Annotated in this window: 17 protein-coding genes; 8 read left to right on the top strand and 9 right to left on the bottom strand. The window is 66.9% G+C overall.

What is annotated here, in order from left to right; all coding sequences use genetic code 11:
• Positions 1–56 precede the first annotated feature (56 nt).
• The 6 genes from ACQY76_RS06475 to ACQY76_RS06450 form a co-directional block, all read right to left on the bottom strand.
• Positions 57–362: a DUF2160 domain-containing protein gene (locus tag ACQY76_RS06475; protein WP_428032070.1), complete on the bottom strand. Its 306-nt coding sequence runs from the start codon at positions 360–362 to the stop codon at positions 57–59.
• Between the two features lie 10 nt (positions 363–372).
• Positions 373–1,161, bottom strand: coding sequence for a carbohydrate ABC transporter permease (locus tag ACQY76_RS06470; protein ID WP_428032069.1), 789 nt, complete (start codon positions 1,159–1,161; stop codon positions 373–375).
• Positions 1,158–2,063 carry a carbohydrate ABC transporter permease gene (locus ACQY76_RS06465; protein WP_428032068.1) on the bottom strand — a complete coding sequence of 302 codons (906 nt, stop codon included), beginning with the start codon at positions 2,061–2,063 and terminating at the stop codon, positions 1,158–1,160. Before ACQY76_RS06465 ends, ACQY76_RS06470 begins: the two co-directional genes overlap by 4 nt.
• Positions 2,060–3,130, bottom strand: a complete 1,071-nt coding sequence (locus tag ACQY76_RS06460) for an ABC transporter ATP-binding protein (protein ID WP_428032067.1) — start codon at positions 3,128–3,130, stop codon at positions 2,060–2,062. The genes ACQY76_RS06465 and ACQY76_RS06460 overlap by 4 nt, the downstream gene beginning before the upstream one ends.
• 1 nt (position 3,131) lies before the next feature.
• A complete protein-coding gene (locus tag ACQY76_RS06455; RefSeq protein ID WP_428032066.1) occupies positions 3,132–4,238 on the bottom strand; it encodes an ABC transporter ATP-binding protein in 1,107 nt (368 codons plus the stop codon).
• A gap of 121 nt (positions 4,239–4,359) precedes the next feature.
• Positions 4,360–5,868: an FGGY-family carbohydrate kinase gene (locus tag ACQY76_RS06450; protein ID WP_428032065.1), complete on the bottom strand. Its 1,509-nt coding sequence runs from the start codon at positions 5,866–5,868 to the stop codon at positions 4,360–4,362.
• Between the two features lie 282 nt (positions 5,869–6,150).
• On the opposite strand from ACQY76_RS06450, the gene ACQY76_RS06445 reads away from it, so the two are divergent.
• Complete coding sequence (locus ACQY76_RS06445; RefSeq protein ID WP_428032064.1) at positions 6,151–7,857, top strand: glycerol-3-phosphate dehydrogenase/oxidase; 1,707 nt, start codon at positions 6,151–6,153, stop codon at positions 7,855–7,857.
• A complete protein-coding gene (locus ACQY76_RS06440) occupies positions 7,854–8,663 on the top strand; it encodes a GntR family transcriptional regulator (RefSeq protein WP_428032063.1) in 810 nt (269 codons plus the stop codon). The genes ACQY76_RS06445 and ACQY76_RS06440 overlap by 4 nt, the downstream gene beginning before the upstream one ends.
• Before the next feature lie 10 nt (positions 8,664–8,673).
• Here the strand turns inward: ACQY76_RS06440 and ACQY76_RS06435 are convergent, their stop codons facing one another.
• A complete protein-coding gene (locus tag ACQY76_RS06435; protein WP_428032062.1) occupies positions 8,674–9,663 on the bottom strand; it encodes a sugar-binding transcriptional regulator in 990 nt (329 codons plus the stop codon).
• Positions 9,664–9,873: 210 nt separating this feature from the next.
• Here ACQY76_RS06435 and ACQY76_RS06430 point away from each other — a divergent pair, with 210 nt between their 5' ends.
• Entirely contained in the window at positions 9,874–11,646 is a 1,773-nt protein-coding gene (locus ACQY76_RS06430) for a thiamine pyrophosphate-binding protein (RefSeq protein WP_428032061.1), read from the top strand.
• A gap of 352 nt (positions 11,647–11,998) precedes the next feature.
• Here ACQY76_RS06430 and ACQY76_RS06425 read toward each other — a convergent pair whose 3' ends face one another.
• The gene (locus tag ACQY76_RS06425) at positions 11,999–12,544 is read right to left on the bottom strand and encodes an invasion associated locus B family protein (RefSeq protein WP_428032060.1); all 546 of its coding nucleotides are present in this window, start codon (positions 12,542–12,544) and stop codon (positions 11,999–12,001) included.
• 47 nt (positions 12,545–12,591) lie between these two features.
• Positions 12,592–16,716: an autotransporter outer membrane beta-barrel domain-containing protein gene (locus tag ACQY76_RS06420; protein ID WP_428032059.1), complete on the bottom strand. Its 4,125-nt coding sequence runs from the start codon at positions 16,714–16,716 to the stop codon at positions 12,592–12,594.
• A 698-nt stretch (positions 16,717–17,414) separates the two neighbouring features.
• Between ACQY76_RS06420 and ACQY76_RS06415 the strand changes: the two genes are divergently transcribed.
• The 5 genes from ACQY76_RS06415 to ACQY76_RS06395 all read left to right on the top strand — a co-directional run bounded on the left by ACQY76_RS06415 (position 17,415) and on the right by ACQY76_RS06395 (position 23,348).
• Positions 17,415–20,483: an autotransporter domain-containing protein gene (locus tag ACQY76_RS06415; protein ID WP_428032058.1), complete on the top strand. Its 3,069-nt coding sequence runs from the start codon at positions 17,415–17,417 to the stop codon at positions 20,481–20,483.
• Positions 20,484–20,678: 195 nt separating this feature from the next.
• On the top strand, positions 20,679–21,689 hold the full coding sequence (gene glsA / locus ACQY76_RS06410) for a glutaminase A (protein WP_428032057.1): 1,011 nt from the start codon (positions 20,679–20,681) through the stop codon (positions 21,687–21,689).
• A gap of 40 nt (positions 21,690–21,729) precedes the next feature.
• Positions 21,730–22,773: a c-type cytochrome gene (locus tag ACQY76_RS06405; protein ID WP_428032056.1), complete on the top strand. Its 1,044-nt coding sequence runs from the start codon at positions 21,730–21,732 to the stop codon at positions 22,771–22,773.
• Between the two features lie 81 nt (positions 22,774–22,854).
• Positions 22,855–23,037 carry a hypothetical protein gene (locus tag ACQY76_RS06400; protein WP_428032055.1) on the top strand — a complete coding sequence of 61 codons (183 nt, stop codon included), beginning with the start codon at positions 22,855–22,857 and terminating at the stop codon, positions 23,035–23,037.
• 80 nt (positions 23,038–23,117) lie between these two features.
• A complete protein-coding gene (locus ACQY76_RS06395) occupies positions 23,118–23,348 on the top strand; it encodes a hypothetical protein (RefSeq protein WP_428032054.1) in 231 nt (76 codons plus the stop codon).
• Positions 23,349–23,579: the final 231 nt, after the last annotated feature.

Genomic DNA, 23,579 nt, shown 5'->3' with positions numbered 1-23,579 from the left:
CTCTGTCTGTTCGGCTGGCACTGGGCGCACATGCCAGCCCTTTGATGCGCCCGGTGTCACACCCAGCGAAACACCGCCATCGCCCAGATCACCGAGAGACCGGACGCCCAGGCGAGGTCGCCCCCGGCGAGGGCGATCCAGCCGAGGTGGATGAAGGCCGCCCCCAGCAAAGACAGGAACAGCCGGTCGCCGCGCGTGGTCGGAAAATACAGCACCCCGACGCGGGGCGCCTCGGGCCGCGCCGCCGCGAGCCAGGTCATCAGCGTGAGCGTCATGGCGAGAGCGACGAAGAACAGGCCGGTCTGCCAGGTCCAGGCCATCCAGGCCGTGCTCTCGGAGAGATGGTCGAGAAACCCTTGCATGCCGACCTCCTCACACCCGCCCGAGGGCGAAGCCCTTGGCGATATGGTTGCGCACGAACCAGATCACGAGCGCGCCCGGAATGAGCGTCAGCACACCGGCGGCGGCCAGCAGCCCCCAGTCGATGCCGGAGGCCGAAACGGTACGGGTCATGATCGACGAGATCGCCTTGCTGTTGGTCAGCGTGCGGGCAAGCAGCAGTTCCACCCAGGAGAACATGAAGCAGAAGAAGGCCGCCACGCCGATGCCGTTGGCGATCAGCGGCATGAAGATCTTCACGAAGAACCGGGGGAAGGAATAGCCGTCGATGCGCGCGGTCTCGTCGATCTCGCGCGGCACGCTGGAGATGAAGCCCTCCAGGATCCACACCGCCAGCGGCACGTTGAAGATGCAATGCGCCAGCGCCACTGCCCAAACCGTGTCGAACAGCCCGATGGAGGAGTAGAGGTTGAAGTAGGGCAGGGCGAACACCGCCGCCGGCGCCATGCGGTTGGTCAGCAGCCAGAAAAACAGGTGCTTGTCGCCCAGAAAGCTGTAGCGCGAGAAGGCGTAGGCGGCGGGGAGTGCCACGCTGATCGAGATGATGGTGTTGAGCGCGACATAGCTGAGCGAGAACCGGAACCCGTCGAACCATTCCGGCGTGGTGAAGATGACGATGTAGTTGCGCAGCGTTGGCACGTTGGGCCACAGCGTCATCGTCGTCGATATCTCGACATTGGCTTTGAACGACAGGTTGATCAGCCAGTAGAGCGGCAGCATCAGGCAGATGAGATAGGCGTAGAAGATGATGCGGCGGCTCATGACTGGCCCTCCGGACGATCGACAGCGGCGCTGTCGCGGGTGACGAGCACGGTGTAGAACACCCAGCACACGGTGAGCACGATCAGCGTGTAGACGATCGACATCGCGGCAGCCTTGCCCAGGTCGAACTGGCCGAGCGCGATCTTCACGAGATCGATGGAGAGCACCGTGGTGGAGTTGCCGGGCCCGCCGCCCGTCACCACGAAGGGCTCGGTGTAGATCATGAAGCTGTCCATGAAGCGGAGGAGTACGCCGATCATCAGCACGCGGCCGAGCTTCGGCAGCTCGATGTAGCGGAAGATGGCGAGCCGCGACGCGCCGTCGATGCGCGCCGCCTGGTAATAGGCGTCGGGGATCGACTTGAGGCCGGCGAAGCACAACAGCGCCACGAGGCTGGTCCAGTGCCACACATCCATGGCGATCAGCACGAACCAGGCCTGGGCGGCGTTCTGGGTGGCGTTGAAGTCGATGCCGACCGCGTTGATGAGCCAGCCGAACAGGCCGATATCGCCGCGCGTGTAGAGCAGCCAGATCGTGCCGACGACGTTCCACGGCACCAGCAGCGGCAGTGCCATGACGACGAGGCCGATGGCGAGTTGCGTGCCGTCGCGCGGCATGCACAGGGCAACCAGAATGCCGAGCGGCACCTCGATGGCGAGGATGGCGAGCGAGAACGCCGCCGAGCGCCCCAGCGCCGCAAAGAAGCGCCCGCCGAGTTCGCTCGAGGGATCCAGCAATTCCTGATACCAGCCGATGCCGTTCCAGAAGAACTGGTTGTTGCCGAAGGAATCCTGGAACGAATAGTTCACCACCGTCATCAGCGGCACGATGGCGTTGAAGGCCACCAGCGCGAAAACCGGCAGAACCAGGAACCAGGCGCGGTTGTCGATGGATTTGATCATGGTTCGCCCACCAGCAGATTGTCGGCATAGACATGAATGCGCGCGGGATCGAAGGCGACGCCGACGTCCGGCCCGCTCGGTGGCGGCTCGCCCTCGGGCACGAGAGCCGCGAGCCGGTTGCCCTCGAAGAGGACGCGGGCATAGCGCACGCGGCCGAGGTCCTCGACCCGCTCGAGCCGGGCACGATGGCCGCCCTGCGCGCACAGGCGCAGATGCTCCGGCCGGATGCCGAGCTTGGCTCCGGCGGTCAGCGTGGGGTAGCTGCGTGCCAGCGGGATAATGGCCTCGCCGACCTGCGCATGGGCCGCCATCACCTGCGCGGGCATGAAATTCATGCCGGGCGAGCCGATGAAATGGCCGACGAACGTATGCCGGGGGCGGTCATAGAGATCGTCCGGCCGCCCCGACTGCACGATGCCGCCGTCATGCATCACCACCACCGTGTCGGCGAAGGTCAGTGCCTCGGTCTGGTCGTGGGTGACGTAGATCATGGTGACGTCGAGGGCGCGATGCAGCGCTTTCAGCTTGGAGCGCAGCTCCCATTTCAGCGCGGGATCGATGACCGTCAGCGGCTCATCGAAAAGCACCGCAGCCACGTCCGGCCGGACCAGGCCGCGACCGAGCGAAATCTTCTGCTTGGCATCCGCCCCGAGGCCACGGGCACGTCGTGCGAGATCGGGCGTCAGGTCGAGCAGGCCGGCGATCTCGCGGACCCGCGCCTCCACGGCGCGGCGGTCGAGGCCGCGATTGCGCAGCGGGAAGGCGAGATTGTCGAACACCGTCATGGTGTCGTAGACGACCGGGAACTGGAACACCTGCGCGATGTTGCGGCGCTCGGTCGGCAGGCGGGTGACGTCGACGCCGTCGAACAGCACCTTGCCGTGCGAGGGTGTCACGAGCCCGGAGATGATGTTGAGCAGCGTGGTCTTGCCGCAGCCGGAGGGCCCGAGCAGCGCATAGGCGCCGCCCTGCCGCCAGGTGGTGTTCATCGGCTTCAGCGCGTAATCGGAGGGGTGCGCCGCAGTGCCATAGGCGTGTGCGAGGTCGACGAGTTCGATCTGTGCCATGTCAGCCTCTCACGCGCGGCAAGGCGCCATCTGCCGCGCTGTCGGGCGTAACGACCACATGCCCGTCCGTATCGAAGACGAAGAGCTGGGCCGGATCGATATGGATGGCGATGGGCGAGCCGGGCTCAAGCTCATGCACGCCGGCGACCAGCGCCACCCAGCGCAGCGCGTTGGTGTGGATGTGGATGTAGCTTTCGGAGCCGGTGATTTCGGTGATGTCGACGGTGCCGGCGATGCTGATGCTTCCCGCCGTGGGAGCCAGCCGCAGGTGATGCGCCCGCACGCCGAGCTGGTAGGGGCCATCCGTGAGCGCCGCCAGCGCGCCATCGGCCGCGACTGCCGCTCCCCCCGGCAGTACCAGCTCTCCGCCGCGCTTCACGACCTCGGCGACATTCATCGGCGGATCGGAGAAGGTCCGCGCCGACGCGAGGCTGTTCGGGCGTCGATAGACCTGCGCCGCCGGCCCGAATTGCAGCAGGCGGCCCTCGGACAGGCAGGCCGTGTTGCCGCCCAGCATGAGGGCTTCGGTGGGTTCGGTGGTTGCATAAACGAAGATGGCGTTGGTCTCGGCGAAGATGCGCGGCAGTTCCTCGCGAAGCTCCTCGCGCAGCTTGTAGTCGAGATTGGCCAGCGGCTCGTCCAGCAGCACGAGATCGGCCTGCCGCACCACCGCACGGGCAATGGCGCAGCGCTGCTGCTGGCCGCCGGACAGTTTGAGCGGGGTTTTCTCGAGCTGGTTGTCGAGCTTCAGCATCGCGGCGGCGGCGCGCACCCGCCGGTCGATCTCCGCCTTGGGGGCGCCGCGTACCCGCAGCGGCGAGGCGATGTTCTCATAGACCGTGAGGGCGGGGTAGTTGATGAACTGCTGGTACACCATGGCAACCGAGCGCTTCTTGACCGGCACGCCGGTGACATCGCGGCCGTCGGCGGTCATACGGCCGCTGGTGGCGGGGTCCAGACCCGCCATGACGCGCATCAGCGATGTCTTGCCCGAGCGCGTGGGGCCCAGCAGCACGTTCACCGTCCCGCGTTCCAGCGTAAGGGCAATATCGCGCAGGTGGTGCTGTCCACCCACCGTCAGCGAGATATCCTGAAGCGACAACGACATCGGGGCCTCATTGTGGAGACGTGTCTGCGAGAGAGCTGGCCGGCTGTAAGGGACGCGTGGCAGGGCCGGTTTGCGGCAACGACATTGCTTCGCCGGGCGACGGCCGTGCCGGCGATTTGGCCTATTGCGGCCATTCCCGCGCCACCGCGCGGGTGAGGCCGAGGAAGCGGACATATTTGCGGGAGTGAACGGCGTGCTGGCCGGCATTCGGCTCCCAGCGCTGGCGAACCCGAACCATCCTCGAGATGGCCGTTTCAAAGTCGGCATAGGCGCCGATGGCGACCGCCGAGGCGATGGCCACGCCGCGCGCGCCAAGCTCGGTGCCGTCGGTAACCTCCACCGGCAGTCCCAGCACATCGGCGAAGATCTGCGCCCAGATGGCGCTGCGCGAGGCCCCGCCCGCGAGGCGTATCGTCGTCGGCCTGGCCGCGTCATAGCCGGAGAGCAGGCGCTCGATGTCCACCCGGTGGGCATAGGCGATGCCCTCGAAGATGCCGCGCAGCACGTCGCCCAGCTTGTCGGAGCGCTTCAATCCGAGCAGCCCCGCCGGCGCCCCGCCGGGACCGCCGAACAGATAGGGAAGGAACAGGATGTCGTTGTCGCGGTCGAGCGCGTCGCGCACGTAATCATTGCAGACGTCGTAGACCGAGGCGCCGTTCGACAGCGCCCTTGCGGCTTCGGCGTCGAGGATTTCACGGCAGAACCACTCGAAATTGGAGGCGGACGTCGCCGCCCCCTCCGTGGCCAGCACCTGACCGCCAATGGGATAGGGCATTTGCAGAAAGGGCGGTACGGACAGGCGCGGGCTGGCGTGGAGGGTGGAGTTGATGCTGAATGTCCCGGCGATCATCGACAGGCGCTCGGGTGTTACAACGCCGGACGCAAGCGCCGCTGCCGCGACATCGGCGACGCCGCGCACCACCGGCGTACCTTCCTTCAGGCCGGTCTGGCGTGCCGCCGCCGGCGTCACCTTGCCCACCACCTCGGCCGAGGGGCCGATCTCCGGCATCACGTCCAGCCAGGAGGCGATGCCGAGATCGCGAAACACCTCGCGGGCATATTCGCCGGTCTCGACGTCGATGGCACCGGCGATGCCGGCATCGGTGGGGTCGGTGGAGAAATCCCCGCACAGCCGCCCGCGCAGGAAATCCTTGCAGAACAGGACGCGTTCGGTGCGCGCGACCGTCTCCGGCTCATGCTTGGAGAACCAGGCCATGAGGGCGATGGCCTGGCCGGGCCAGACCCGCTGCTGGATGCGCCGGGCGGTGACGCCGGCGCGCCCGTTGCCGTCCCACTCCGCCACGAGATCGGCGGTGCGGCTGTCCGTGGAGACCACGCCCGGCCGGACCGGATTGCCGTCGCGATCGGTCAGGTAGATGCCGCTGCCATAGCCGGCACAGGAAACCGCCACCACATCGTCCGGGGACGTTCCCGTGTTCTCCAGCACCGAGGCGATGGATTCGCAGGCAGCCTGCCACATGCGCTCGGGATCGCGCTCGGTATGGCCCGGCCCGGGAAACAACATCTGGTTGGGGCGGCGTTCGCAGGCGAGTTCCCGGCCATCGAGATCGAACAAGGCGGCCTTCGTCATCGTCCCGCCGGCATCAATGCCGATCAGGCGTTCCCTCATGGCGTCCTCCGGAGCCGGATGTGACCGGCAGGCTTCGTTTTTCGAAGCTCAACACGTAATTACATGTTGGATCATAGCCGCGACTTTTAGCGCGTCAACATCTTTCGTGACCGTAATTATTGCTGCAATGCAGCGCGTTTTTCGCCTGAAACTCAGAAATTGACACATCAAACCGAATGTGGTCGTTCTTGCTTGTCATTATAAGTAAGCGCGCCGTTGGACGGCTGAGAGCGTCCCGTCGTGCGGCGCCGGCCCCTCGGGCCGGCCGGTATGGAGCCTGCCATGTTGTCTCGCGACGCCATTCTCGACGGCCTGCGAACAGGCCCGGGATTCGGCCACCCCGTGCCGGAGGTGCTGATCATCGGCGCCGGCATCAACGGCGTCGGCGTGTTCCGGGATCTGGCTCTCCAGGGCGTGCCGTCGCTGCTGGTCGACATGGGCGACATCTGCTCGGCGACCAGTTCGGCGTCGTCCCGGCTGATCCATGGCGGGCTGCGCTACCTGGAGATCGGCGAGTTCTCGCTGGTTCGCGAATCGGTGGAGGAACGCAACCGCCTGCTGCTCGACGCGCCGCACCTCGTGCGCCCGCTCCGGGTTCGCGTTCCGATCGCCGATCGCTTCAGCGGCGCGCTGGCCTCGGTGGGGCGCTTCCTCGGCTGGGTGCGCAAGCCGGGGCCGAAGGGCGCCTTCGTCGTGGCGCTGGGCCTGCGGGCCTATGATCTGTTCAACCGCCGCGACCAGACCATGCCGAACCACCGCATGGTGCCCGCGCGCGAGTTCCGCGCCGAGATGCCGGCGCTCTCACCGTCCACGCGCTATGTCGCCGAGTTCTACGATGCCCGCCTCACCGCGCCGGAGCGCCTTGGCCTTGAACTTGTGGCGCAGGCCGAGCAGATGTGCCCCGAGGCGCGCGCCGCCAGCTATCTCGCCGTCATTGGCCGCGAGGGCGGGCGCATCCGGCTCGCCGACGCTCTCACGGGAGAGCGGTTCACCGTGACGCCGAAGCTGGTGGTGAACTGCGCCGGCGCCTATGTCGACGCGGTGGATGGGCGCTTCGGCATCAATCAGCGGCTGATCGGCGGCACCAAGGGTTCGCATCTGGTGGTGCGCAACCGCGCCTTGGTCGAGAGCCTCGCCGACACGATGCTCTATTTCGAAACGCCGGACCACCGCATCTGCCTCGCCTACCCGCTGGACGACACCCATGCGCTGGTGGGCACCACCGATCTGCGCACCGATGACCCGACCGATACCGTCTGTTCGGACGCCGAGATCGACTATCTGTTTGAGGTGATGGCGATGGCGATGCCGGCCATTGCGCTGGATCGCGGCCAGATCGTCTACACCTATGCCGGCATCCGGCCGCTGCCGGCGAGCGAGGAGGTCGCCGGCGCCATCAGCCGCGATCATTCCATCCGCACCTTTCCCCCGCAAGGCGACCGGCCCTTCCCGGTGCTGTCGCTGGTCGGCGGCAAATGGACCACCTTCCGCGCCTGCGCCGAGGAGATCGCAGACGACGTGCTCGCGCGCATCGGCCGGACACGGCGGCGCTCCACCGCCGGCATCGCCATTGGCGGCGGCACCGGATGGCCCGCCGACCCTGCGGGCTACATTGCCGACCTCTCCCAGCGCTTCGACCTGACGTCGGCGCGGGCGCACACGCTGTTCGAGCGCTACGGCACCCTGGCGGCGAAACGGCTCGAAGACTCTGGCGCGCAACGTGAAATTCCGTTGACGACGCTTCCCGACTATTCGTATCAGGAGATCGCGACCATCGCCCGCGAGGAGCGCGTGGTCCGGCTGGAGGACGTGGTGCTTCGCCGTACCCACATCGGGCTGCTGGGCCAGGCGACGGCCGAGGCGCTCGCCGAGCTGGGCATGGTGGTCGGCGAGGCGTTGGGCTGGCCGCCGGAGCGCATCGCGCAGGAGGTTGCGGCGACGGCGCAGGTGATCGCCACGCGGCATCACCTGCCGGGAAGGACCCAATGAACGAAGCACGCCGCCGCGCGCCGCGCACCCCGGCCAATCTGATGCCGACACTCAAGGCGCTGGCGGAGCGGGACAACGGCCTGCGCGACAATGGTTCGAGCCTGCCGCTCTGGTCGCAGGTGAAGTCGGCCTTGCTGACGCTGATCGTTACCGAAAAGCTGGCGGAGAATGCGCGCCTGCCCTCCGAAGCCGAGCTGTGCGACAGTTTTGGCGTGTCGCGCACCGTGGTGCGCGAGGCGCTGAACCAGCTGGTGTCCGAGCGCGTCATCTACAAGCTGCAGGGCAAGGGCGCCTTCGTCGCCCCCAAGCGCGACGATCAAGGCTTCCTCGGCTCCAATATCGGCTTTTCCGGCGAGTTGCACCACACCAACCACTCGGTCAGCCGCGCCATCCTGCGCCAGGAACTCATCGGGCCGGACGAGCGTGTGCGCCGGATGCTGCGGCTGGGGCCGAACGAGCCGGTGGTGGCTCTGGACCGGGTGCTGAGCGTGGACGGCATGCCGCGCATCCTGGTCTACACCTTCATCAATCTGCGGCTCGCGCCCGGCTTCGAGCAGGTGCCGATGCACAACCGCTCGCTCTACGACACGCTGTCGCGGCGCTACGGCATCACCCTGAAGCGCGCCGAACGCTGGCTTGAAGCCGCCACCGCCACGCCCGAGCAGGCCGAGTTGCTGGAAATTCCCGTCGGCGCGCCGGTGATTGCCATCGAATCCGTCACCTATATGCAGACCGACGAGGCCGTCGAATATTACACCGCCGTCTACCGCACCGATCAGGCGCGGCTGCACTTCATCGTCAAGTGACGTCTTTCCGTCAGTCGTACGTCGCCAGAACCGCCCGCGCGGTCGTCTCGTCGGTCACCAGGACGTTGGCATAGCCGCCCCGCAGCAGGGCGGCGATCGCCGCGATTTTCGACGGCCCGCCGCCCACGCAGATCCGCGTGGGCACGGCGAGAAAATCCTCGCGCGGCATCGACAGGTGCCGGGCATCAAGGTCCGTCAGCACCGGCCGCCCCTCCTTGTCGAAGAAGTAGCCCGACACGAAGCCGACGGCGCCATGGGCGCGATAATCGGCGAGGGTCGGCTCGGTCATGAAGCCGCTATGCATCAGCGAGGTGCCCTCGCCGAGGTCGGTGACGCCGAACAGCGTGACGTCGCAGCCGCGCAGCAGCGCGAAATGCTGGGCGACGATCGGCTCGGCCATGAGGAGGCGCTTCATGTCGGCGCTCGACACGATACCGGGCGCCAGCATGTTCACGCAGCGCCCGCCCACCTTCACCGCAATGTTGGAGGTGCAGAGCTCCGGTGAAAAATCATAGGTGCCGATGGCGCTGCCGGTGATCTGCGCAATGGTGGTGCCGGGCAGATGGAGCGAGGCCAGCGTCTGCGACAGCGCCATGACCGTTCGCCCCCACGCGACACCGAGGACGCTGTTGGGCGTTATGCGCCGCTCCAGCACGCGGGCTCCGAGCCCGCCGATACGCTCGTTCACCGGGCGCTCATTGCCGATGGCCGGCACGATGTAGCATTCGGCGACGCCGCTCGCCTCAGTCAGCCGCTGGGCAAGGCGCAACGCCCCGATGCGGGCGACATCGATCGAGACGGTCACCGCACCCTCGTCCCGCGCCTTCTGCAGGAGATTGAACACGGTAGCGCGGGAGATGCCGAAACGCGCGGCGATCTCGTCCTGCTTCAGCCCTTCCTCGTAGTAAAGCCAGGCGGCGGTCAGGACGGGATCGAGCGCGAATTGCGTCGCCTCCTCCTCGTGCCGCACCCCGCCCTTGCGCTCCGTCCGCTTCGCCATATGCCCCTGAATCCGCCGCCGCCTCGCCGCGCCTTAGCCGGCGCCTCACTGATATGCATCATGTCATATGCCACGAGAACTTGAAATATGATATTGACATACGTCATCGAAGATTGAATTATGCCAAAAGACGGCCGGCATATTGCCCGCATGCGCCGCGATGCCGCTCGGCAACCGCGCATCCTCATCGTCGATCCCAAGGAGACTTCCATGGCCCATATGGGTGATCTGGTCGCGGAGATGCTGGCCCAGTACGGCGTCGAGCTGGTGTTCGGCATGCCCGGCGGGCAGACGACGGCGCTGCATGACGGCATTTCCCGGCGCACCGATCGTATCCGCCATGTGCTGATGCGCGACGAGCGCAACGCCGCCTATGCTGCGGACGCCTATGCGCGGCTCACCGGCAAGCCCGGCGTGTGCGATGTCACCGTGGGGCCCGGCGCCAATCTCCTGCCGGCCGGCTTCATCGAGGCGCTGAACGCTTCGGTGCCGATGATCGGCATCGTCGGCGAATTGCCGCTCGACTGGCTGTCGCTGAAGGAGAAGGGCATCGCCTCGCAGGGCTTCGACCAGCTTTCCTTCTTCAAGACCATCACCAAGGACAGCTGGCTGGTTCCCTCCAAGGCCGCCCTGCCGGAACTCATCCGCACCGCCTTCCGCGTCGCTACCTCGCCGCGCCCCGGCCCGGTGGCGCTGATCATCCCGCATGACATCTTCGACGCCGAGTGGAACGAGGACGAGATCCGCATCGGCATCGACACGCGGGCGATACAGGCGCCGTTCCTGCGCTCGGCGCCGGTGGCGTCCTCGGTGGCGGAGGCGGTGACCCTGATCGGGCGGGCACAGCGCCCGGCAGTCGTGTTCGGCGGCGGCGTGCATGGGGCGCTCGCCTGCACCGAGGCGACCGCCTTCGCGGAGCGGCTTGGCGGCCTCGCCGTGACCAGCCTCACCGGTCGCGGCTCGGTGCCCGAGACGGCGGATTACGCTGCCGGCACGTTGAACCCGCTAGGGTCCTGGGCGGCGATCGAGCTGATCAAGGAGGCCGATCTCATCATCTGGTGCGGCTCCAAGGCCAGCCAGAACACCGCGATGAACTGGACGCTGCCGCTGCCCGAGCAGGCGACCATCACCATCGATATCGATCCGAACGAGCATGGTCGTACCTTCCTGCCCACGGTGGCGATGCTCGGCGACGTGCGCGAGGCGCTGACCCTGCTGAACGCCGCGCTTTCCCCGCAGAGCCACCCGGCGTGGGCGGCGCGCATCGCCGAGGTGAAGGCCGAGGGCGAGCGCCAGAAGCGCACTGAGATCGAGAGCGAGCAGCTTCCCCTCCACCCCGCCCGCGTCATGGCCGAAGTGGCCGCGAGGCTGGAGTCGAGCGATATCGTCGTCTCGGATGCGAGCTTCTCGGCGGGATGGATCGCCAATTACATTCCGACGCAGCGGGCCGGGCGCTCCGTGCTCTATGCCCGCGGCCAGGGCGGGCTCGGCTATGCCGTTCCGGCGGCGATCGGCGCGGCCGAGACGCTACCCGGCACGCGCATCGTCACCGTGGCGGGCGACGGGGCGTTCTCCTACACCATCGGCGAACTGGCGACGCAGGCCCAGCGCAACCAGAAAGTGGTCAATGTCGTGCTGAACAATGGCCGGCTCGGCTGGATCCAGCTCTGGCAGGACATCTTCTTCAAGAACGTGCAGTCCGCTCTGCTGGAAAGCCAGAGCTGCCATCCCAACTTCGCCGCCGCCGCGTCCGGGCTGGGGCTGATGGGGATCTATGTCGAGAAGGCGGATGAGCTGGGTCCGGCGCTGGATGCCGCCTTCGCCTATGACGGCCCCTCGGTGGTCGAAGTGCGCGTCGACGATCTTGCCACCCCGATCCACAGCTTCAAGCGGCGCCTGCGCGAGGGCGGCGCCACGCCTCGTCCGCGTCCCGGCACCGTCTACAAGCTGCGGGACTGGAAGATCAGCCCGGACCTGCCGTGAGCGTCGGGTCGGTAGTGGGCTGCAGGCACCGGCATCCCGGAGAAGACAGCCGCGGCGCTTCGGCCGATTGAAGCGCGCGGCCGTGAAGCCGGGCGAGGCGTTGTTCGCCGAAACCGTCCGTCGTCAGGGTCCGGCGACAGGGTCGGCCTCAACGCCGAGCGAGCCTTGCCGGACATGGGCCACACATGCCGCGAGCCGGGCGTGGCTCTTGCTGTGTGGCTTGGTCGGCGGGCGGTGGAGAGCGGGGGAGCGGCGGCGCGAGCGCGGACCTGGTTCGTCAAGCCGGGGAGCTTTGGCGTATCAGAGCGACGGGCATCCCCGCGAGCTGCGGTTCAGGCTCACCGGACCCATCCTACGGCTTCAGGCTGGCGTCGAGGGCGGCGGCGAAGCCCTTGAAGGAGAGCGGCAGCGTCACCGGCCGGCGGGCGCCGTCTTCAAAGACGAAGCTGCCCGCCGCGGTGGCGGCCTTCAGCGCCTGCACGGCGGCGGCGTCCAGCTCGATTTCGGCGAAGCAGCCCTGCGGGCAGCGCGTGAAGGCAAGCTGCAGCGGCTTGGCCTTCTCGGCTATCTGAACCTTTACCCCGGCGGGAAGCCACACGCCTGCGGGCAGCTGCACCACCAGCCGCAGCGGGGCCTTGGCATCGGCCCGCCCGACCGCGACGCTGGCGATCAGCCCCTGTCCCTGCGCCTGGAGATTCTGCACCACCTCGCAGGTCCGTCCCGTATCGCTCGCCACGCACCGCACCACCCAATCCTGGTAGGTGGCGGTGGTGAGGCCGGGCCGCGCGGCCGCCTGTGCCGGTGCGGCCGGCGCCGCCGGTTGCTGCGCCGATGCCATGCCGGTGAAGCCGAGGCCGGCCAGCACGGCCGCCAGCGCGAGGAAACGATGCGTCATCATACAACTCGGTCAGGTGAGGGCGGATCGGCAGGGCTGGCGCCGTTCACTCAGAAGGCGAGGGAGAACTGCGCGCTGAAGGTGTTCTGGTTGGCGTTGTCGGCCAGCTGGCCGGAATAGTTGAACTGCAGTTCCGCGCTGTCGGACAATTGGTAGCCCAGCCCAACGCCGACCAGCGCCACATCCTCGGCGATCGGCACGCCCTGGGTGGTGAACGAGGTGGTGCCGCCATTGGCGAACAGCATGTTGGCCGAGGGGGATAGGTCGCCGAAGGCATGCTGCCAACCCAGGGTCGCACTCGTGGTGAGGGTGCGGCCCGCCACCGTGAAGCTGGTGGCCGCACGAATGCCCAGAGTGGAGTAGACGGTGCTCTGCGACGGCGTGCCGACGGAGAGCGCCGAGGAGAGGGTGCCGTTTTCGGTGAAATTGTCGCCGGAGACATAGACATAGGCGAGGCCGACAAAGGGTTCGAACGCATAGGCGCCGGCCGACATGTCGTAGCCGATCTCGCCGAACAGCTGCGTGGTGCCCAGCGTGTAGTCCGCATCATTGGCGCCGTAATAGCCGGGGAACAGCACCGAGCGCGACATGGTGATGTCGTGCCACGTGTAGGAGGCGCCGCCGCGCAGCGCGAGGGCATCGAATTGGGCGCCGGCATAGAGGCCGATGTCGTAATTATCCATCGACCCCTGCGAGGACCGCGCATCGACGTCGAACGAGGTCCGGCTGTAGCCGCCCAGGATGCCGACCCGCATATTGTCGAGCACGGCGACGTCGATGCCGCCGAAGACGCCGCCCACCGTGCTGCTGACGGAAGCGGCGTTGCCATTGCCCGAGACCTCTCCCCAGCCGCCGAAGCCTTGCGCCCAGAGCGTCGGGGTGAAGCCCTGGCCCAGCTGGGCCGTGGCCGGGCCGGCCGCCTTTGCCGCATAGGACAGGGCGCCAGCGGACGGGGCGGTGACGGATTGGCGCAGCCGGCTGCCGACCGCGTCGCGCAGATAGATCGACTGCTGCTGGACCACCGTCTGCGCCGAGGCGTAGGCCTCGCCCGAGAGCTGGTTGAAGACCGGCGTCACGGCCCCTTTCGGCAGCGAGAAGATCGCCTCGAACAGCGTGTTGCCGGAGCCCAGCGCCTGCGCCGCGACGGCCACGCCGGCCTCGTTCGACGTGCGGGCATAGTCGACGAAGTCCTTGCCGTTGCTGACCAGCGTCAGGAACACGTTCTGCGCATCATAGGTCAGTTCCGGCGTCAGGAAGGCGAAGTTGGAGGTCGCGCCGCCGAAGGTGCCGGTCAGCGTGCTTGATGTGGAAAGGATGGTGATCGTGCCCATCGAGGAATACTGCCCCGGGCTCGCCAGCACCTCGACGCCCGCATCCGAAGAGAGCGTCACCGCGCCGGTGGCGGCAATCAGGTCATGCGCGCCATCCGCCGTGATGTCCACCGCATAGGTCGAGCCGGCATTGAAGGCGACCGGGCCGTTCACGGTGAGCGTGCCGGGCGAAGTGCCGGGCGCTACCGTGCCGCCGCTGTTCACCGTGAGGCCACCGATGCTGGCCGTGCCGCCGAGCACGCCGCCCTCATTGAGGGTGAAGTGCGAGGTGTTGCTCGACCCGGACGCCAACTGGACGACGGTGTCGTCCGCCGTCACCGCGCCGGAATAGGGCCCGGAGAACAGCACCGTGCCGCCGCCGGTGAAGGCCACCGTGCCGGTGCCGGTGATGGCGTCCGTGAAGGCATAGGTGCCGGAACGGTCGAACACCAGGTTCGCGTTGTTCACCACCGCGCCGGCGAGGGAGCCGGTGGCGCCGCCATTGCCGATCTGCAGCGTGCCGGTGGAGATGGTGGTCACCCCGGTGAACGTGTTGGTTGCGGTCAGGATCAGCAGTCCGTCGCCGGTCTTGGTCAGACCGCTGTCGCCGGAGATCATGCCGGAGAGGGTCAGCGCCTGCGCCGCGTCCACCTCGAATGTTCCCGCCGTGGAGGCGGTGCCGTCCAGCGTCACCGCCCCGCCATAGGTGAAACTGCCGCCGGCCCGCAAGGTGCCGGCCGCGCCGACGCTCAGCCCGCCGCTGCCCAGTGCGCTGGCCGCGTCGACCCGCAGCGTGCCGGCGGTGATGGAGGTGCCGCCAGAATAGGTGTTGGCGCCGGTCAGGTACAGCGTGCCGCTGCCCGCCTGCACCACCGCGCCGCTGCCGGAGATCGCCCCCGCCATGGTGACTGCGTCGCTGCGCTTGAACGCCAGCACAGCATTATTGGTCACATCGCCCAGGATCGACCCCGCCGCGCCGCCATTGCCGATCTGTAGTGTGCCGCCGGAAATGACGGTGCCGCCGGTATAGGTGTTGGCGCCGGTCAGCGTCAGCGTGCCAAGGCCGGCCTTGGTGAGCCCGCCGGCGCCGCCGAGCACGCTGTCGGCGCCGATGTCGAACCCGTTGGAATCGATCGTGCCGCCGCCCGCCGCGAGCGTGACATCGCCGGCATCGAAGCCGGAGAGGAAGTACGACTGGGTGGCCGTAGCCCGCAGCGTGCCGCCGTCGAGGGTGATTGACCGGGTCCCCGGCGAGTAGTCCTGGTAGAAAGAGCTCGCCGCCATGGTGCCGCCGTCCTCGACGGTGATGCTCGCATCGGTGCCGTAAGAGCCCATGGAGACCGAGTTGGTGCCAGCATCCCACAGCGAGCCGGCGCCCGTCACCGTGATGGCGCCCGTGCCGTAGAAGGAAAGGGCCATTGTGACGCCGCCGCTCAGCACGGTTCCCCCGGCGGCGACCGTGACGATGCCCTCGCCGTCGACCCCGACACTGAAGCTGCCGCCCGCCAGGTCCAGTGTGGACCCGGCACCGGTGACCGTGACGATGCCCTGGGATCCCTGGTAGCTACCGAGAGCGGCCGATGTGCTCGACACCTTGCCGCCATCGGCGACAGTGAGCGTTCCCTTGGCACCGGTATTCGCGCCGATCGTCAGAGAGCCGCTATTGGTCCAGCTGGAGCCGGCGCCGGTCACCGTCGCCGTGGACATGACGGTCGCATACTGCCCGATCACGCCGTACGTGCCGGTCACCGAGCCGCCATGGGAAATGGTCATCGCGCCCACGCCGGATCCGCCGACGGTCACCCCGCCCGAGCTGGTGACGGTTGAGTCCTTCCCCGTCACCGTGAGCGAGCCCGACGAGCCGTCTCTTGAGCCGACCGCGACGAAGACGGCGCTCGCCGCGCCGCCGTCGGAAATGGTCAGCGTGCCCGCGCCCTCACGGCCCACGACGAGACCTTCCTGGAGGGTCAGGTTCGATCCCGCCCCCGTCACCGTGGCCGTGCCGTCCGATCCGCTTCTGTGTCCGAGCGAGGCCGCGAACGCCGTCACGGTCGCGCCATCGGAAATGGTCATGGTGCCGGTGCCGTAATTGCCGACCAACACCCCTTGCTCAGAGCTGAGAGCGAGGCTCGTGCTCTCCCCGGTCACCGTCAGGGAGCCCGACGTGCCGGCATCGCTTCCGATAATGGGGGCTTGGGCTGTGGAGGTGCCGCCGGAGAAGATGAGCGACCCGTTGGACGCCACCATGTCTCCGCCCAGCGTGTTGTTGCCGGTGAACTCCAGCGTGCCGGCGCTGGCCGTGGTGCCGCCGGAATACGTGTTGTTGCCAGACAGGATCAGCGTGCCGGCGCCGGTCTTCTCAAGGCCGGTGGTGCCGAGAAGTGCCGAGCCTATGGTGGCGCTGGCGCCGGTGGCGACAGAAATACCCGTCTGGCCCGAGGTCGCCGCCAGCGTGATGCTGTCGCCGGAGATCTCGTAGCCGGCGACGTCGAACTGCATGCCGGTGACGGAAATCACGCCCGGCGCGCCGACCACGCTCACATCGCCGCCCGTGCCCGCGAAGATCGCCAGCGCGCCGTCCCACGCCGTGGCCGTCGCCCCGGCGGAATCGGTCCAGTTGGTGTTGGCGGCGTTCCACGTGCCGGCACCGCCGACGACCTCAGTGCCGCCCGGCTGGTCGACCGTGCCGTTCCAATAGGGGTCGGCATGGCTGGCGTTTGCCGCCAGGCACAGCACCGAGACCAGCGTCGACGACAGCAGCAGCCGACGCCGGAACGAGGTCCGCCCCGCCCCGCGCGAGCCTCGGCCGGCAAGGACCGAGATGCAGGAGGCTGCACGGCGACGGACATTCTCACAACGCGTCATCTACTCATCCCCACATGGTCCGCAACCGCGCACCGACAGCGGGAGGCTCCGCCAGAAGGCGCACGCCCCGCACGATTTTCCGTTTGTTGCCGGCTGCAGGTGGCCGTTGCCCGAGGGGCGGCCGTCAACTGCCTTGGCTGACGCTTCTGCTGTCGCGCGATCACCGGGCGGGCGCCGCAAGCGGCCCGGACGAGGCCGGTCGGCGAGAGGCCGGCCGCACTGAGGATCGTGCGCAAACAGCTCCGGCGTTGTCGTTCTGCATGCCACCCTGCCAGAAACGGGCTCTCGCCACGTCGCGAGTCCCCGCCGCACTATGCGCGAAGACCCCGATACCGCGATAGCCGGGATTTCACCGCGTGCTGCGAGATTGCGCAGCGATGGTGCCTAAGTCTCCGGCTGTTGTATATCTGCAACGTGGTCTCGCCGGATGGCAACGCACACATTGATGCGAAAAGGCCATGCGGCAGTGCGTCCCGGTCATTTCCGCCGGAGTCGGCGCCGAATCCTCCGCGCAGGGGCATCGCCCGCCGCAAGACACCCGCCATTCGGCACTGTGGCTGAGTTGACGGTTGTCACATACCGGCAACATGCCGCGCAAAAGCGCCGAGCAGATGCGCGAGAAGGTCAAACCCGCCTTGGCGCCCCCTGCCTTTCCCGTACATTCGGGAAACGGAAAACGATCAAAGTCAGGGCTGGAAATGAGTGCCATTCGCACGCCGCTCAGGGTGGCGGGGCTGGTAATGTCGGGCGGCGTGTGGCTGGCCTCGCCTTCGCCGGCGCAGGCGGCCTGCACGAATGCCGGCACGGTGACCTATGAAGGTGCCGTCACCATCCTCACCTGCACCGATGAACGGCTGTCGGCGACGGCCACCGGGCCGGCTGCGACGCTGAACGTCGACAATGGCTATTTCGACAGCGCCACCAATGGCGGCCCGGGCATCCTGTTCAAGGCGGATGACGACGCCGCCAATCCCACGGACATCACCCTGAATCTGACCGGTTCCACCACGGTGCTCGGGCAGCATTACGATGGCGTCGACCTGCGCACCGTGCGCGGCGACATCACGGTCAACATCGGCGAGGGCGTCCTCATCTCGCCGGACCAGACCGGCGTCTACGTCGCTTCCACTGAACCGGGAAGCTGGCCGGACGGCGACACCTATGTCGGCGGCAACGTCACCATCACCAATCGCGGCACCGTCATCGCCGGCGCCTCGCCCGATCCCATGGGCACCAACGGTATTCTCGGCCTCGCCAATGGCGGCGGCGTGTCGATCTCCAATTACGGAACGGTGACGACCACCTATACCGGGTACAACGCCTGGGATACTTACGGCATCCTTGCCGATGGCGGCCATGCCGCGCCGGAGCCGGTCGCGGTCAGCATCTACAATGACGGCACGGTGACCTCGCTGAACGACGGTCTACGCGTCAACAGCTATAACGGCCTGGCCAGCGTCGTGAACGATGTCCACGGCGTCGTGACCTCCAACGGCCGCCGGGGCGTGGTCGTGTGGTCGGACAAGAACAGCGCCATCTTCACCAATTACGGGACTGTGACGTCCTATGACGGACCCGGCGCGAATGTGTGGGCCGGCGGATCGGTCTCGGGCGACGCCATCCTCGTCAACAGCGGCTCGATCGTCTCGCACGACAACCCCGACCGGACCGTCTACACCACCCTCTATAACGGCGTGCATATCTGGTCGCAGACCTCCGGCAAGGCGGAACTGGTCAATCTTGCCGGCGGCCGCATCGTCGCGCCAGATGGCTGGGGCGCCTGGCTGATGAGCACGGACGGCGACGTGGTGGTCGACAATGCCGGCCTCATCAAGGGTGCGAGCACCGCCCTCCAGATCGGCGCGCAGGGCGGCTCCGCCATTGTCGGCGACGTGCCCGCCTATGAGGGCGCCATGGGTGGCGACCTCACCGTCACCAATCGCGGAATCCTCACGGCCTTCGCGACGGTTGCCGATCCGCAGGGCACCTTCGGCCTGGTCACGCTGGCCGGCGATGTCGGCACCGCCACCTTTACCAACGCCGCCGGCGGCATTGTCGGCGCGGGCCTCGAGCTCGACGAGGGGTTCGACGCGGCGCGTATCGCCACCATGTCGATGGCGGAACTTGGTGGCCTTTCCGATGCGGCGGGCAACCTCGCCATCTTCGCGGCGATCAAGGCCGACGAGGTGGACATCGCCAATGCCGGCCTGATGTTCGGGCGCATCGTCGTGGAGACGCCGGCCGCCGTTTCGGAGGGCGTCGACGTCCCTGCCGAGACGGGCGTGGTCGAGGTAAGAAATTCCGGCACCTGGGTCGTCACCGGCGTGTCGTCCATCACGCCGAATGCCGTCTCGGGCGTCTTCAGCAACAGTGGCGCCCTCTGGGCCCTCGACGACACCGGTTTCGAGGGCGATGTCGCCAATAGCGGCGCGCTCCATCTCGTCTCGACCGGTCCGGAAGCCGGCGCGACCACCGTCTTCGGCGACTACGCCGCGCGTGGCGCCGCCCGCCTGCTGCTTCATTCGTCGCCCAGTACCGGCCTTTCGGCGCTTCCCGGCCTCACCATCGAGGGCGACGTGAGCGGGCGGACGCAGGTTCTGCTGGCCAATCCCGTGCAGCTTGCCACGCTCGATTGGCGGGGCACGGCGCCGATCACGGTCGTGACGGTGGAAGGCGCCGCGCCCGCGGGTGCCGGTCATTTCTACATGGACCAGGATGTCGGCCTCGTCAGCTATGGGCTCGATTATGCGGCGGGCGATAACGAGACCTGGTCGCTGACGCGCGGGCTCAATGTCGACGCCGCCGCGGCCCTCAGCGACACCGCCTATGCCGCCCGCAACCTTCTCACCCTGTCGACCCAGCTGGTGACCGAGCGCATCGACGATCTGCGCGATTCCTTCTTCGCCGGAATGCCCGTTCCGGCCGCGCCGATGGCCTACGCCCCGACCAAGGCGCCGTCTTCGGCCTTCTCCGGCGTCGACAAGCCGTCCCCCTCGCCCACGGCACGTGCCTGGCTGAAGGCGAGCGGCATGACGTCGACCGGCGACGGCTATGACATGGATACCGGCATCTTCCAGGGCGGCGTCGACCTCGCGCGCGAGGTGGGTCGCGATTTCGCCGCCGCCGGATTGATTGCCGGCTATGGGCGCTCCACTCTCGACTTCGATGCCACCGGCACCGACGCCACGGTCGACGGGCCGGTGTTCGGCGCCTATGGCAGCTATGTCACCGAAGGCGGCGTGTTCGTGAACGGCATCCTGATGGGACAGGTGTTCGACGTCGACATGAATCTGGCCTCGGTCGCTACCGATTTCAGCGGATCGAGCGTCGGCGGCCGGGTCGAGACCGGCATCCGCCTCGATTACGGTGAGCTGCTGGTGGAGCCCTCCGTGGCGATGCAGGCGAGCTATACGTCGTTTGACACGGTCGATGTCGCCAACATCGCCGCCGGCTTCGACGACACCACCGGCCTTGCCGCCGAGGGGCGCCTGCGCGTGGCGATGAACATCCAGCGCGAGACCGTTCTGCTGAAGCCCTACGCCATCGCGACGCTCGGCTACGAGTTCCTGGCGGACGACAATGTCGTCGTCTCGGCGCTCGACACCAGCTATGTCGGCGACCAGAAGGGCCTCTATGGCGACGTCAGCGCGGGCCTCGCGGTCAGCAACCTTGCCAACAGCTATGGCGGGTTCGTGCAGGGCAGCTTCGACTTCTCCGAGGACCGCACCGGGGTCGGCATCAAGCTGGGCGGTCAGCTCCGCTTCTGAGCCATTGCTTGTGAGCCATGGAAGCCGCTCGATGCCGCGTTGCAGCCACGCCTGATCGACGCGCGCCGCAGGTCGAGGAAGTCTTCGCGTCAGCGGGCTCGATAGTCGCGCTGATCCGTGCCGATCTGCGGTATGTTAGGACCACACTTACCTGACATGGGTCAACGATAGCTCTTGGGAATCGGGGTTTGAATCATGGCGGAATCACCGACCCACACGGATCCTCAACCGATCGACGCCATTCTGTCCGACGTTTATCGACAGAGTCTGGCGGCCGATGTCGGTTCCGTGGCCGATTACATTCCCGAGCTTTCAAAAGCCGATCCGGCCAATATGGGCATCGCGATCGCAACCGTCGGCGGCCAGCTTCACACCATCGGCGATGCTGAGACACTGTTCACGATCCAGTCGATCTCCAAGGCGCTGACCTTCTGCCTGGCGCTCGAACGATTGGGCCGGGACGCCGTCTCGCAGCGCGTCGGCGTCGAGCCGAGTGGCGACCCGTTCAACGCCATCGAACTCCATCCGGCGACCCGGCGGCCTTATAATCCGATGGTCAATGCGGGGGCGATCACGGTTGCCGGCATATTGCGCGACGCCTTTGGCGCCGACGCGTTCGAGATCGTCCACCAGCGCTTTTCCATGGCTGCCGGCCGTACGCTCAGCTTCAATGAGGCGGTGTTCAAATCCGAGGAGGAAACCGGCCATCGAAACCGCGGGATCGCCCATCTGTTGATCGGCGCCGGTGCGCTCGAACTTCCAGCGGATACTGCCCTCGATCTCTACTTCCGCCAGTGCTCGATCGAAGTGACGGCGATCGATCTCGCCCGGATCGGTGCAACCCTGGCGAATATGGGCGAGAACCCCGTGACAGGGAAACAGGTTTTCGACGTGACGGCGGTGCGCGATACGCTTGCCGTCATGTTCACCTGCGGCATGTATGATTACTCCGGCAATTGGGCTTATGACGTCGGCGTGCCGGCCAAAAGCGGTGTCGGCGGCGGCATCATGGGCGTTGTCAGCCGTCAGCTCGGCATCGGCAGCTACGCGCCCGGCCTCGACCCGAACGGCAATTCCGTGCGGGGCGTGGCTACGTTCCGCGCCTTATCGGACGAACTCGGACTGCATGCCTTCGACCCTACCAATGCCGGCTCCGGCTTCATCCGCACATTCTTCGATCGGAACACCGGCGACGTGCGCCTCTAAGGCTGTCAAACAGGGGTGCGTCAGAACGCGGCAATAGTTGATGGCGAAGATGAAATCTTACAGTGTCCGTGGCCTCAAAGTAATTGCCGGTTTCATCTGCGTCCTGGCATCTTCCAGCCTGCTGGCGTTTGCCCAATCCGATGCCTCGCCTCCCTCGCCCGCTAAGGACATCGTCGTTTGGGACGTTCCGGCTTTCGATGCCCTGCCGGATGACGAGTATGGTCGGCTCGCCCGCTATGGCCGCTCCATCATTGAGGCGACCTACGCTCATATCGGCCCGGCAGCCGTGGATCCCGCAGCCCGCTATGCCGGCAATAATCTCGCCTGCGCGAACTGCCACCTGCAGGCGGGCCTGAAGAAATTCGGCCTGCCGCTGGTCGCTGCCTCGGCCGACTATCCCGCCTATAGCACGCGCAGTGGCGAGGTCAGCTCGATCTTCGATCGTGTCAACCAGTGCTTGAAACGCAGCATGAACGGACGGCCGATGCCTCGGGATGACCGGCCGATGCAGGCGATCCTCGCCTACCTCCAGGTGCTTTCCACCAATATTCCGGCAGATGCGACGATTAAGGGTGCCGGCGCGGGCACGATGCCGGAGCTGGATCGCCCGGCGGCTCCATCGCGGGGAGCGGCGGTGTATGCCCGCACCTGCGCGGACTGCCATCGCCGCGATGGCTTGGGCGTCAGGCGCAACGAGGCGCTGCCGGAGATGGGCTATGCCGTCCCGCCCTTGTGGGGCCCGGACAGCTTCAACAATGGAGCGGGCACCGCGCGGCTGATCGCGCTCGCCAATTTCGTCCATGACAACATGCCGAACGGCACATCCTGGGTCGCCCCGACGCTCAACCCGGAGGATTCCTGGGACGTGGCGGCGTTTGTGATTGCGCAACCGCGGCCCCATTTGGCCGGCATTGATCGCGATTTTCCCGACCTGCTGCTGAAGCCGGTGGATGCGGGCTATCCGCCCTATGCCGACAGCTTCTCCCGGGAGCAGCATCGCTACGGCCCCTTTGCACCGATCAGGGCCGAAATTGCCAGGCTGAAGGAAAGGCGCGGGGAAGTCCCCAATCCCAACATCCGGTGACGGGAATGGCACGGACGGCCGACGCACCAGGGCCACTTGCTTAGGCGGGGACTACGCCAGCCGTCACCCGACGGTGGTGAGGTGCTGGACTTCGACGGCCAGCGCGTCGACAAGGTTCTCGCGGTCGCGCTGGCGATGGCTGATGCGGTGCCGGCGGCACCAAACCCTGGGAGAAGGCAAATGGAAGGAATGCGGCGCTACTGGTTCCTGATCGTCCTCACGCTCGGAGCGGTGGGCGCGGTGGCGTACACGATGACTCAATAGGTGCAGGGTGCCTCTTGTTGAATGAGCTGAGACGCCACCTCGAGGGACGTGTTCCACTTGCGCGGGTTTTCTGGTGGGACATGTTTCTCGTCGGCACGCTCATCAACCTCGCGCTTGGTGGCATCGCATTGGCGACCCATGTCAACGATGCCCCGATCTGGCTATCGGCGGGAATCTTCTTCCTGCCGCTTCCCTATAATCTGATGCTTTGCCTGAGCGTCTGGCGATCCTCGAACCGCCAGCCCTCCAGCTGGAGCGTCTTTGCCAAGTGCGCGGCCGTTTCCTGGGTGGCTCTCATGCTGGTCGTGTAGCCGCACACCCACGCAACGCCGCCGAATTCGGCATTGACCCGCTCCCCGGCCCGGTGCAGGCGCGAAACCACGCGATCAACCCAAGGGAGGCGCGATGATAAGGCGCTCGTCGGTAGCCAGAGCGCTCCGGCAGATCGTCCGTCAGCGTCACTCTGTTGGCATTTGATGCGAGCGAGTTGGTCGATGCCATGCACCTCATCGCCCCCGCCACCGAGGAGGAAAAGGGAACAA

The organism is Ancylobacter sp. (assembly GCF_965279025.1).
Classification (GTDB): domain Bacteria; phylum Pseudomonadota; class Alphaproteobacteria; order Rhizobiales; family Xanthobacteraceae; genus Ancylobacter.
The sequence above is the reverse complement of the archived record's forward strand: the minus strand, read 5'-3'. Positions and strand labels throughout refer to the sequence as shown.